The 13,616-nt window shown below is 50.3% G+C and carries 7 protein-coding genes; 6 read left to right on the top strand and 1 reads right to left on the bottom strand.

The window, feature by feature from the left end; all coding sequences use genetic code 11:
* Nucleotides 1–4 precede the first annotated feature (4 nt).
* The 4 genes from infB to rpsO all read left to right on the top strand — a co-directional run bounded on the left by infB (nt 5) and on the right by rpsO (nt 4,584).
* Nucleotides 5–2,722 carry a translation initiation factor IF-2 gene (infB, locus tag EHW58_RS10745; protein WP_077667051.1) on the top strand — a complete coding sequence of 906 codons (2,718 nt, stop codon included), beginning with the start codon at nt 5–7 and terminating at the stop codon, nt 2,720–2,722.
* Between the two features lie 86 nt (nt 2,723–2,808).
* Nucleotides 2,809–3,201, top strand: coding sequence for a 30S ribosome-binding factor RbfA (gene rbfA, locus EHW58_RS10740; RefSeq protein WP_046075120.1), 393 nt, complete (start codon nt 2,809–2,811; stop codon nt 3,199–3,201).
* Between the two features lie 3 nt (nt 3,202–3,204).
* The gene (truB, locus tag EHW58_RS10735; RefSeq protein ID WP_046075121.1) at nt 3,205–4,161 is read left to right on the top strand and encodes a tRNA pseudouridine(55) synthase TruB; all 957 of its coding nucleotides are present in this window, start codon (nt 3,205–3,207) and stop codon (nt 4,159–4,161) included.
* 153 nt (nt 4,162–4,314) lie between these two features.
* Complete coding sequence (gene rpsO, locus EHW58_RS10730; RefSeq protein ID WP_046075122.1) at nt 4,315–4,584, top strand: 30S ribosomal protein S15; 270 nt, start codon at nt 4,315–4,317, stop codon at nt 4,582–4,584.
* Nucleotides 4,585–4,722: 138 nt separating this feature from the next.
* Here rpsO and metE read toward each other — a convergent pair whose 3' ends face one another.
* Entirely contained in the window at nt 4,723–6,993 is a 2,271-nt protein-coding gene (gene metE / locus EHW58_RS10725) for a 5-methyltetrahydropteroyltriglutamate--homocysteine S-methyltransferase (RefSeq protein WP_152796351.1), read from the bottom strand.
* A gap of 101 nt (nt 6,994–7,094) precedes the next feature.
* Here metE and EHW58_RS10720 point away from each other — a divergent pair, with 101 nt between their 5' ends.
* On the top strand, nt 7,095–7,991 hold the full coding sequence (locus EHW58_RS10720; RefSeq protein WP_152796349.1) for a LysR family transcriptional regulator: 897 nt from the start codon (nt 7,095–7,097) through the stop codon (nt 7,989–7,991).
* Nucleotides 7,992–8,213: 222 nt separating this feature from the next.
* Nucleotides 8,214–13,616, top strand: coding sequence for an Ig-like domain-containing protein (locus EHW58_RS10715; protein WP_152796346.1), 5,403 nt, complete (start codon nt 8,214–8,216; stop codon nt 13,614–13,616).

Raw genomic sequence — 13,616 nt, 5'->3', positions numbered from 1 at the left:
CAGAATGTCAGAGGTTACAGTACATACACTGGCGAAGGAAATTGATACGCCAGTCGATCGTCTGCTGAAGCAGTTTAAAGAAGCTGGTATGCAAAAGTCGGCTGACGATCAGGTAAGCCAAGATGAGAAACAAGCTTTGCTCGCGCATTTAAAGCGTGAGCACGGTGATAACGGCAATGCTCCGACGCGTCTGACGCTTCAGCGCAAGAAACGTAGCACACTGAGCGTGTCAGGGGCTGGCGGAAAGAACAAAGATGTCCAAGTTGAGGTGCGTAAGAAGCGTACCTATGTGAAGCGTAGCGACCTTGAAGAGCAAAAGTCAGCGCAAGAAGCGGAAGAGCAAGCGAAACGCGAAGCCGAAGAAAAAGCGCGTCTAGAAGCCGAAGAGCAAGCGAAACGCGAAGCAGAAGAGAAAGCCAAGCGTGAGGCGGAAGAAAAAGCCAAACGTGAAGCAGAAGAGAAAGCCAAACGCGAAGCCGAAGAAAAAGCTAAGCGTGAAGCCAAGCCGCAAGCGCAACCGAACACTGAGCAGTCTAAAGAAAACGCAGCGGATACTGCTGCAGCTCAAGCTGCTGATGCGCAAGCGAAGAAAGAAGCTGATGAACTTAAGCGTCGCCAGGAAGAGGAAGCCAAGCGTAAAGCTGAAGAAGAAAGTCAGCGGCAGTTAGAAGAGGCACGCAAAATGGCAGAAGCAAATCAAGAACGCTGGTCAGATCAAGACAAAGCACTCAATACCATGGAGGCGGCTGATCACCATACAGTCACTTCCGAGTATGCCCGTGAGGCAGAAGACGAGGCGGATCGTCGCGAAGAAAGTGCCGCCCCGCGTCGTAAGAAGAAGAAAAAAGCGAATGCCGCTGAGGATAAAACCACTCGCGGCCGTCGTGGCAAAGGTGGAAAAGGCAAAGGCCGCATGGCTAAGCCATCATCGATGCAGCATGGTTTTAAAAAGCCAGCGCAGAAAGTAAACCGTGAAGTTGAAATCGGCGAAACCATCACCGTAGCGGAGCTGGCCAACAAAATGGCTGTTAAAGGCGCCGAAGTCATCAAAACCATGATGAAAATGGGTGCGATGGCGACTATTAACCAAGTGATCGACCAAGAAACCGCGCAATTAGTGGCGGAAGAAATGGGCCACAAGGTTATCCTACGTAAAGAGAACGAGCTGGAAGAGGCTGTACTCTCGGATCGTGATAGCGATGCACCCGCCGCACCACGTGCGCCGGTGGTAACTATCATGGGTCACGTTGACCACGGTAAAACCTCGCTGCTTGACTACATCCGTAAAGCGCACGTTGCGACGGGCGAAGCGGGCGGTATTACCCAGCACATCGGTGCGTATCACGTACAAACCGACAATGGCATGATCACCTTCTTAGATACCCCTGGACACGCCGCGTTTACCGCGATGCGTGCACGTGGTGCGGGTGCAACGGATATCGTTGTCTTGGTGGTTGCAGCTGATGATGGCGTGATGCCACAAACCAAAGAAGCTATCCAGCACGCGAAAGCGGCAGGTGTGCCTTTGATTGTTGCCGTCAACAAGATGGATAAAGAAGGCGCTAACCCTGACAGCGTGAAAAACGAGCTAGCACAGTATGACGTTATCCCAGAAGAATGGGGTGGTGAAAACATCTTCGTGCATGTTTCGGCAAAACAAGGCCAGAACATTGATGGCTTGCTTGAGTCTATCTTGCTGCAATCAGAAGTGCTTGAACTGAAAGCGGTCGAGCAAGGCATGGCGCGCGGTGTGGTGGTTGAATCACGTCTTGATAAAGGCCGTGGTCCTGTCGCGACAGTGCTGGTTCAAGAAGGTACCTTGAACAAAGGTGATATCGTTCTGTGTGGCTTGGAATATGGCCGTGTCCGTGCGATGCGTGATGAGAATGGCCAAGACGTAGAGCATGCGGGTCCGTCAATTCCGGTTGAGATCCTCGGTCTGTCTGGTGTGCCAGCAGCGGGTGACGAAGCCACGGTTGTGCGTGACGAGAAGAAAGCCCGTGAAGTGGCGCTGTATCGTCAAGGCAAGTTCCGTGACGTGAAACTGGCGCGTCAGCAAAAAGCCAAACTGGAGAACATGTTCTCGAACATGGCTGAAGGTGAAGTGGCTGAGCTGAATATCGTGCTGAAAGCGGACGTTCAAGGCTCTGTCGAAGCAATTGCTGATTCACTGGTGAAACTGTCAACGGATGAAGTGAAAGTGAAGATCGTCGGCTCAGGTGTCGGTGGTATCACTGAAACTGACGCTGTCTTGGCCGCTGCGTCTAATGCGATCATTTGTGGCTTTAACGTCCGTGCGGATGCGGCGGCGCGTAAGACCATTGAAAATGAAAGCTTAGATCTGCGCTATTACTCTGTCATCTACACCATGATTGATGAAGTGAAACAAGCGATGAGCGGTATGCTTGCGCCTGAGTTCAAACAAGAAATCATCGGTCTGGCAGAAGTACGCGATGTCTTCAAATCACCGAAACTGGGCGCCATTGCCGGGTGTCAGGTTTCTGAAGGTGTGATTAAGCGTAACAACCCAATCCGTGTACTACGTGAAAACGTGGTTATCTACGAGGGTGAGCTAGAATCACTGCGTCGCTTCAAAGATGATGTGAACGAAGTGAAAAAAGGCTACGAGTGTGGTATCGGCGTGAAGAACTACAATGACGTTCGCGTTGGTGACCAGATTGAAGTCTATGAAACGGTTGAAATTCAGCGCTCAATCGACTGATTAAGCGTATAAATCAACCAGGTTGTTTGGATACACCGTGGGGGGAGGCGCATGCGCTTACCCCCATTTTATTGAGAGAAAAGAAAATGGGTAAAGATTTTAGCCGCACAGACCGCGTCGCCCATCAGCTGCAAAAAGAAATTGCACTGATACTGCAGCGCGAGATTAAAGATCCGCGCATTGGTATGGTCACTGTCTCTGATGTTCAGATTTCACGTGATTTGGCGTACGCGAAGGTTTTCGTCACGTTTTTAACCGTTGACGAGCAAGCACCGACAGAAAGCCTCAAAGCCCTCAATGAAGCGAGTGGTTATATCCGCTCTTTGGTTGGAAAGGCCATTCGTTTGCGTGTGACCCCAGAGCTGACGTTTGTGTTTGATGAGTCACTCACTGAGGGAATTCGTATTTCCAACTTGGTAAGCAAAGCGGTGCGCAGCGATGATGAGCGCCGTGGTGAAGATGACAAAGGTGAGGAGTAACAGATGGCGCGTCGTCAACGTCGTCGAGGTCGTCCAGTCGATGGTATTATCCTGCTAGATAAGCCCACGGGCATGACCTCTAATGATGCCTTACAAAAAGTAAAACGCATCTTTTTTGCCGAAAAAGCAGGCCATACGGGCGCACTTGATCCACTCGCAACCGGTATGTTGCCCATTTGCCTGGGCGAAGCCACCAAATTCTCCCAGTTTCTGCTCGACTCTGATAAGCGTTATCGCGTGGTCGCAAAGCTGGGTGAGCGGACGAACACCTCTGACGCCGATGGCGACGTGGTGGAAACCCGAGATGTGAAAGTTAACCTAGGCTTACTCGAGCGTTGTATTGCTAAGTTCCGGGGTGAAACCCAGCAAATTCCTTCTATGTTCTCGGCGCTGAAGTACCAAGGGAAACCTTTGTATGAATACGCGCGCCAAGGTATCGAGGTGCCGCGTGAAGCGCGTACCATCAAGGTGTATCAGATCGAATTGCTGCGCTTTGAAGGTGACGAGATAGAAATGGAAGTGCATTGTTCCAAGGGCACTTATATTCGCACTATCGTCGACGATCTGGGTGAAATGTTGGGCTGTGGGGCGCATGTGACGGCCTTACGTCGTACTGGCGTATCAGCCTACCCAACGCGCCAGATGGTGACGCTTGAGCAACTGGAAAGCTTGCTCAATCAAGCCAGAGAGCAAGAGATCCAGCCTAAGCAGTTGCTCGATCCTTTGTTGCTGCCACTCGATACCGCGGTGCAAGACTTACGTGAAATTAACTTGCTGCCGGTGATGGCCAGCTATGCATTGCAAGGGCAAGCGGTTCAAGTGCCCAATGCTCCCACGAGTGGTTTTGTTCGCTTAACGGCGGGCGATGAGCGTCACTTTATTGGGGTGGGAGAAATTGACGCCGATGGCTTGGTAGCACCGCGTCGTTTGGTGGCCAGTCGCCAGCCCGACGCACGCTAGAAACATGATGCCTTCGCGCGTGTTGACGGCAAAAAGAGGCGTGGATAGATTGCTACCTTAGACGAAAGTCAGTAGAATACGCGCCTTCGGGCACCGGCTGAATCAGAGATTGGCTGGTGCATGATAATCACACACTCTTATTAGGAGAGCATTATGTCTCTGACTGCAGAAGCAAAAGCACAAATCGTTGCTGATTTTGGTAAAACTGAGAACGACACTGGTTCACCAGAAGTTCAAATCGCCCTTTTGACCGCATCAATCAACGATCTGCAATCGCACTTCGCTGAGCACAAAGGTGACCACCACAGCCGTCGTGGCCTGCTACGCATGGTTTCACGTCGTCGTAAGCTGCTGGACTACCTGAAAAAGAACAACGTTGACCGTTACTTGGACGTTATCAAGCGTCTAGGCATCCGTCGCTAAGATTCTGGAGAAAAGGGAGCTCAGGCTCCCTTTTCTTTTGCGATAAAAAAACGCGCCACCGGAGTTATCCGTGGCGCGTTTTTTTATTTGATGCTATCTTGATTCTTCGCCTTGCTGACGTAGCGCCATTGACGCTGGTTATTGGCGAAGTGTTTTTGCTGCGGCGACCATGTTTTCTAGGGCCGGGATCACTTCATCCCATTGCCGGGTCTTTAATCCACAGTCCGGGTTCACCCACAACCTTTCTTCGGGGATCCGCGCAGCGGCTTTGTTCATCAAGCCCACAATTTGTGCTTGAGTGGGCGTATTGGGGGAATGAATATCGTAAACGCCTGGGCCGATGTCATTGGGGTAATCAAAGTGATCAAACGCGTCCAGCAGTTCCATATCCGAGCGTGAGGTTTCAATGGTGATGACGTCAGCGTCCATATCCGCAATCGATGCAATAATATCGTTAAACTCGGAGTAGCACATATGGGTGTGGATTTGCGTCTCGTCATTCACGCCATTAGCCGCAATTTTAAACGCACTGATGGCCCAGTCGAGGTAGTGTTGCCATTCACTGCGACGCAGCGGTAGGCCTTCACGCAGGGCTGCTTCATCAATCTGAATGATCTTGGTGCCAGCTTTCTCGAGATCTTGCACCTCTTGGCGGATCGCCAGTGCCAGTTGGTTGCAGGTTTGCGCTCGCGGCTGATCATCGCGGACAAACGACCAGTTGAGAATCGTCACCGGTCCGGTAAGCATGCCCTTGAGCGGCTTATCGGTGAGAGATTGTGCGTACTGCGTCCATTCTACGGTCATTGCTTTCGGGCGTTCGATATCACCAAATAAAATCGGCGGCTTCACACAGCGAGAGCCATACGATTGCACCCAACCGAACTGGCTAAACACATACCCATCCAATTGTTCACCAAAGTATTCCACCATGTCATTACGCTCGGCTTCACCGTGGACCAAGACATCGAGCCCGAGAGCTTCTTGTTTGTCGACCGCATGGGCGATCTCTTTGCGCATAATGTCCTGATAGGTCACCGCATCAATCTCGCCTTTTTTGTATTGCAAGCGCGTTTGGCGAATGGTGCTCGTCTGCGGGAATGAGCCAATGGTAGTGGTCGGGAAGCGTGGCAGTTTGAGCTGCTCGTGTTGCAAGCGAATGCGTTCTGCAAACGGGCGTTGTCGCTTACCCAGATGCGGTGTAATCGCCGCCAATGCAGCTTGCACATTAGGGTTGTGCACGCGTGGTGACTGCTGACGACTCTCAATAGCCTGGCGGTTGTCGGCCAGTGCTTGTTGAACGCTTTGCTTGCCATGGTTGAGCGCGCTGGCAAGTACATCCAATTCATCAAGCTTTTGATGGGCAAAGGCGAGCCAGTTTTTTACTTCAGGATCGAGCTTGTGTTCGCTGGTCAAATCGACGGGCACATGGAGCAATGAACAAGAGGGGGCGAGCCAGAGACGATCGCCCAGTGCTTGGTGAATGGGTTCAAGCCAAGCTAGCGTGGCATTAAGATCGGTTTTCCAAACGTTACGGCCGTTAATCACACCAAGAGACAGGACTTGGTGATCGCCAAGTGCTTCTTGGTACGACGCAACATCCCCTCGGCCACGAATCGCATCCAGGTGCCAACCGTCAACGGGCAAGGATTGCGCCAATTGACGATTTTCAGCTTGCTCGCCGAAGTAGCTTGCCAGCAATAACTTCACGTTGGTTTGGCTTAGCGTCTGATACGTGGTTTTTATTGCTGTTTGCCACGCAGGGGCAAGCTCAGTGACCAAAATAGGCTCATCGATTTGAACCCATTCAACACCTTGTTCTGCCAGCGTGCTCAGGAGCGATTGATAAACTGGCAAGAGTTCATCAAGCAGATCCAGCTTGTTAGAAGCATCTTTTTCTTTACCTAACCACAGATACGTGACGGGGCCGACTAAAACAGGTTTAGCCTGAACACCGGTTTGTTTGGCTTCTTCTATTTGCGCCAATAGACTTTCAGCATGCAAGCTAAAGGTGGTTTGTGCTGTGAATTCTGGCACGATGTAGTGATAGTTGGTGTCAAACCATTTGGTCATTTCACCAGCGTGGACACACTGGCAGCCAGTATCGTTCGCCGAGCGGCCACGGGCGACGCGGAAATAGTTATCGAGGGTGTTATCTTGATGATCAGCCACACGATCAGGGACATTGCCGACTAAAAAGCTGGTGTCGAGTACATGGTCATAAAAAGAAAAGTCACCCGCTGGAACGGCATCGAGCTTACCTTGTTGTTGCCAATGGGTACGGCGTAGAGCCGCCGCAGTATTGGTTAAATCTTGCTGTGATGAATCGCCACGCCAATAACGCTCGAGTGCAAATTTGAGTTCACGTTGTGCGCCGATACGTGGAAAGCCGAGATTATGATTTTTAGCCATCTATACGTCCTCCTTTAAGTTGAGTTCAGCATAGGGCTTTCCCGTTATGAACTAAAGTGGCATTATTTCATTAATCGATGAAATTTTGTCATGGAGTGGGTATGTTAGAACGTCACCATTTGCATATTCTGCGTGCAATTAAAGAGCAAGGATCGCTTACCGCCGCGGCAGAGACGCTTTATCTCACCCAATCTGCCATTAGTCATGCGATGAAAAAATTAGAGAGTCAGATAGGCGTTAGCCTGTGGAAAAAATCAGGCAGACAATTACATTTCACTCAGGCTGGTGAGTACTTGCTGACCCTCTCTGAGCGTATGCTCCCTCAATTTGAGCATGCCGAGCAACAACTTAAACAATTTGCACAAGGTCAGCGCGGCACCCTGCGCATTGGCATGGAATGTCACCCCTGCTATCAGTGGCTGCTTAAGGTGGTTGAGCCTTTCTTGCACCAATGGCCGGATGTGGATGTTGACGTGAAACAAAAGTTTCAATTCGGTGGTCTAGGGGCATTATTTGGTCATGATATTGATGTGCTCGTCACTCCGGATCCCTTGTTTAAACCAGGTATTGAATACGTCTCCGTGTTTGATTACGAATTAGTGCTTGTGACTCATCCACAGAGCCCGCTGGCATCGCAGTCTCATGTCGAACCCCATCAGGTGACACAAGAAGTGCTCATCACCTATCCTGTTGACCAAGCGCGTTTAGATGTGTTCACGCAGTTTCTCGCCCCGGCACATTGTGCGCCACGCAAACACAAAACCATTGAAACAACAGATATTATGCTACAAATGGTTGCGGCAGGCCGAGGCATTGCGGCCTTACCGAAGTGGCTGGCAAAAGAGTACCAACAACAACTTAACTTACATGTTCTGCGTATGGGAAAAAGCGGCATCAATAAAGCCATCCATCTAGGAATACGTGCTGGAGAGAAAGAGGATTATATCGAGGATTTTATTCGGCAGGCGAGTGTGACCAGTATTCATCACAAGCTGTGATGCACATGGCACAAGAAAGTGGAATAACCTCTTCTTTGCGAATAACTTTCGTGTCATCGCACTGCCGTAGTTTAAGTCTCGTTGTTGTCTCATTTTTGAGCCGTATAAAGCGCACATTTCCTAGTAAAATCACTTTCGGATAAGTCTAATTAGACCGATAATGTATTAAGGTTCGCTTTTTCTGAAAGCAGATCACACTTTGTTTAGCTAAAGAGTCCGGCTATGAAATCAATCTCGCTATCTCGCAACGTAATTGTCGAAAATATTCAAGGAAACGCTGTTCTTCTCGTCAATGGCGCGCCCATGACGGTCTCTGAGGGTATGTCTTTCCCGGCAGGGACGGAGCTCGTATTGCCTGACAACAGTGATGCCGTTATTGCATTGAGCAATGGCGTATTGCTCACGTTGGAATCGCAAGACGGCGAGCCTGGCTCCTTGATTGATAACTTGCCACAAGACGTGCAAGACGAAATAGCCGACATCCAACAACAAATCTTGGAAGGTGATGGCGAGATCACCATTCAAGAAGATCAAGCAACTGCTGCTGGTGGTGAAGCAACAGGCAGTGGCTCATGGAGCTATGTCAACTTGGAGCGTGATGGAAGCGAGACCATCGCAAGCTCTGGATTTGATACCGACTCGGTGGCGACCAATGCAGGCACGATTGGTTCTAACGAAGAAGATGGTTTGGGGCGCTTAATAGATACCACTGCTCCTAATGCCCCTGGGGTAACCATCCTCAACGATGCAAACAATGACGGTGTGATTAGCAGCCAAGAAATTGGCGACGGTATTCGTGTATCTATCGACTTGACGGGCACCAACGCCAACCCAGGTGATGTACTAACGGTGAACGGACAAACCTTTACCGTGACAGAAGATAATATTACCGATGGTTCTGTCATCGTCACTCTCCCAGACACACCCGAAGACGGTGAAACCCTCACCGTAGAAGCCACCATTACCGATACCTCCGGCAACACTTCAGCGCCGGGCAGTGATAGTGCGGTAATTGATACTAGCGCAGAAGCGGGCACGGTCAGCGTGAACGACATCACCAACGATGACGTGATCAACGCGCAAGAAGCGGGCGAGACCATCACGGTCACCGGCAGCGCGAGCGGCGGCGACATCGCCGCAAACGATCCGGTCACCATGACCATCAACGGCACCGAGTACACCACCACCGTGGATGAAAACGGCGAATGGAGCGTGGACGTGGCCGGCAGCGACCTGGCGGCGGACACCGAGTTCGAGGTGGTCGTGAGCTCGACAGATGACGCGGGCAATACGGTAGAGAGTACCGCGACGTCTGTTCATTTTGTCGGCCCAGAGATCGAGGTGACGGCGGCGGCTCAGTTCAATGAAAACGACGCCGACACCGACACCGTCGTGGCCACCTTCAGCGCCAGTGACGAAGAAGACGGCACGCCAAGCGTGGACTTCACGCCAGGCAGCAATGATGACGGTTACTACGCGATAGATGGCACCGACGTGGTGTTGACGCAAGCGGGTGTAGACGCGATCAATGCGGGCGAGACCTTGCCAGCGGTGAGCCTAACGGCGACCGATAGCGACAATGCGACCGCTTCTGACAGCGCAACGCCAACGTATGCGGCACAAAACGATGCGCCAATTGCAAGAGGCGATATCGTTTCGGATATAGAAGATACGACGCAGAGTGGCAATGTGCTCACCAATGATTCAGATGAAGAGGGCGGCCTCACCGTCACCACCTTCACCATTAATGGTCAAACCCACGCCGCTGGTGAGCCAGTCATCACGATTGCTGATGTCGGTAAAATTACCATTGGCGAGAATGGAGATTATACCTTTACACCAGCAGAGCATTGGAGTGGTGACGTACCGGCTATCACCTACACCGTTCAAGATGAATATGGTGATACCACGCAAGCGACACTCAATATCAGTGTGACGCCTGTGGCTGATGCGCCTGAGTTATCAGTAGGCGAGCTTGATCTGGACTTTGTATCCACATCTCTTAACGAATCAATTTGGAATTCGGTTGATGTGGGTAGTCCAAATGGTGCAGGTCAAGGTGTTGATGCCGAGACGCTGATCAATGCCGTGAATGGCGCTGGAGAGCCAGACTCTGAGTCAACGACCAACGACGCTTCTGTCGACTCCAGTTCGGGTCTCGATGCGAGCCAGGCCATGGTGACTTCAGGATTAATCTATCTAGAGGCAGGCAAGGTATACAGCTTTGGTGGTTACGCTGATGACAGTGGAGTGATTGTTATTGGTGGGCAAGTGATCGCTGAGGGCCGATTTGGCATCCAAGGGACGTCTCCAAACGGCGTGAGTGGTCATGGACAATTCAGCGGCGAATTTACGCCATCAGAAAGTGGCTACTATTCGTTAGACGTTTATACCCACAACCAGAATGGCCCTGGTGGCTTTGACATTGAGGTCGCCGTAGGCAATGGCGCGGCTATTGACCTAAACGCGAGCAACTTTAATCTCGCGCCAAATGCCGATGCGTTGGAAGATGGTGGCTTAGGTGTTAAGGGGTATCACGGTGATGGAGACGGGGGTTATTACACCCTCAATGCTCCAGGAGAAGGGCAGGCGGGTGAGCCTATTAAGTTACCTGTCATCAGTGCCAGCCTTGTGGATCAAGATGGCTCTGAGGAGCTGACTCTCACGTTAGATAGTATTCCTGCGGGATCAACATTGTCCGACGGCAATCAAGAGATGGTTGTCGACAGTGGCTCTATCTCTCTTGAGGGATGGGACTTGTCTAACCTTTCTATTTCGGTGCCTGAGCAATTTGAGGGCGAGGTTAACCTTAAAGTCACGGCAACCAGCACAGAGACTGTAAATAGTGACACGGCGAGTGTGACGGAATATATTCCAATTTCTGTACTGCCGATCTCGAACGGTTTGTCGGTCTCTGCTTCATTGTCTGAATTGCCTGACGGCTCTCATCCAGCGGATGGATTAATTAATTATGCTGAGGAGCATAACGGTGGATCATCTGAGGACTATGCCCAAATCGTCATTGACACTAGCATCGGTGGTGGATCTGTAACACTCACCGGTGGCGCCGGTGACGATCTCATAATAGGGGGAACGGCAGACGGCAGTTATGATCTACATGGAAAAGGCGTTACCGATTCATCCAGCGGTGATAATGTCTTTGTGTCGCGCAACCCTAATGCCACAACTGCATATTTCGGCGGTGATGGAAATGATGTCGCCTATCTACAAGGTAGATATGACGATTATCAACTGCTACTGCCGCAAAATAATGCTGTCTTGAGCTTGTTATATCAGGAGAATGTTGGCTCGAGTCATAACTTTTATTCCGTGGAAACCATCTACTTTGCCGATGGTAAATATCAAGTAGATAACGGCGAGTTGACCAAAGTTGCGGATATTGTGCAGCTGGATGTTGATGTGACGTTGAACGATAGCGACGGCTCTGAACAAGTTACATCAGTGATTGTATCGGGGCTGCCCGAAGGAGGCAGCGTACCAGATGGCGAGCAGCTTGATTCGGGTGATTGGCAAGTGCCGATTGATGCACTGCAGCCAAATTCTGGCTCAGATGCTGGTTTCTCTGTCACGCTTGAGTTGCCTGAAGGAAGTGCGCCTGATTTATCAGTGACTGTTGGTGCGACAGAAGTTGATGAAAACGGTGATCCTGTCGATTTGCCTGAGTATGCCACTACCCAGCCGGGTATGACGAGCTTGCCGGCATCCTCTCCGAATGCTGATAACCAAGTGAGTGGTGGCTCTGGCGATGATGTCGTGATGGGAGATACCGGTGGCTTCACCATTGAAACGGTGCCAGGTCAAGCTTATAACATTGCCTTGATTATCGACCGCTCAGGGAGTATGGATGAATCGATCACCGGTAATGGTTACAGCGAGCCGAGCCGCCTCGATGTAGTAAAAGAGTCACTGACGAAATTAGTGGATTTACTGGCGAACCATGATGGCCCGGTTAATGTGAATCTCGTTGCGTTTAATAGTGAGGCAACGGGTAACAGTTTTAATTTAGAATCCGACAGTGTTGATGAATTAAAGGCGCAAATTGCGCAAATGTTGGCTGAGGGTAACACCTATTATGATGAGGGCTTTAAAGAAGCGTCTGGATGGTTTGAAAGTGTCAGCCAGGCTAACACTGAAAACCTCGCCTTCTTCTTGACTGATGGTGAACCCAATAGCGATCCGTCAAATAACGAAGAGGCATTCGAGACACTCGCCAACTTGGCTAGCGTGAACGCTATAGGTATTGGCGATGGGATCTCGGTGTCTACACTTGCGAATTACGACAATACTAATTCAGGTGGAAATGAGTCCTTATTCGACTTCTCATCAGGCAACCTTAATGGTGACATTCGTAGCGTGGGAGCAGGAGACGAAATTAAAGTCGATCAATCGGAAAATAGATTAGTATTCACCGATAGTGATTATAGTGGATTACCTGACTCCAGAGATGATCAACCATCATGGGTTAGTGACAAGTTTACCGTAAATAAACCTGGCTTGGTGACCTTGGACGTCGATATTTTCGGTGGCGAGGGCCAAGTTGTTGTCGACATTGTGAGTGCTGACGAAAGGCAAGTCTATGATTTTGAATATAAAAATACGAACGGGAATATTTCACTAAATGTTGAGCAAGCGGGAAGCTATAAACTAAGAGTATGGTATGATCATCAGTATAATATTTTTGACTCTAGCTCATCAGCATCCCTGAGCGGTTTCACGTTTGAGCCATCAGGCGTTGATATCGTTCACTCTGGCGACGAATTAGATATTGCGTTGCAAGGTGGAGAAACCATTCGTCATATTGCCGGTATGGGGAGTGACCAAGTCACTGGAAATGAAGGTGATGATGTGCTCTTTGGTGATTCGGTGAATACCGACAACTTACCGTGGGGTATCGATGGAAATCCAGAAAGACCTGCTGACCTACCCGATGGCGCGGGACTTGAGGGGCTGAAAGTCTTCCTTGAAGCGTCGCAGGGGCATGAGCCTTCTGATATCGAGCTGTATCAGTACATCAAAGACAACCACGCGTTGTTTAATGTCGACGGTGATACTCGCGGAGGCGACGATACTCTCGAAGGCGGAGAGGGTAATGATATTCTCTACGGCCAAGGCGGTGATGACACACTCATTGGTGGGCGAGGTGAAGACACCTTAATTGGTGGAGCCGGTAGCGATAAATTCCAGTGGTCGTTGGATGATATGCCATCGTCTGCCGATGGCGATGGGACGGAAACCGATGTGATCATTGATTTTGACAACCAAGGTGATTCACAAGATACCCTCGCGTTTGTCGAGGACTTAACTCAGCTCATTAAAGATGGTCAAGTATCTATCTCATGGCAAACCACAGACAGTGGTGAGGCTGAGGGCACGTTAACTATCGGTATTGATGCCGACGGCGATAGCCAAATGGATCAACATATTGATATTGATATTGAAAGCCTGAGCGTCGTCACCAACGGTGGTCAACAAGAAGTCGTGATCAACACCTTGATTGGTGGTCAAGAAGGAGAGCTACGATTGACGCAAGGTGATGATCATGCTGAACTTTCAGTAGGAGACAGCCAAGACCTCGAAATCAAAGTGGATACGGCGGACTGGTGA

It is taken from the genome of Salinivibrio sp. VYel1 (genome assembly GCF_009377945.1).
GTDB lineage: Bacteria > Pseudomonadota > Gammaproteobacteria > Enterobacterales > Vibrionaceae > Salinivibrio > Salinivibrio siamensis.
This window is presented reverse-complemented; position numbering and strand designations above follow the sequence as displayed.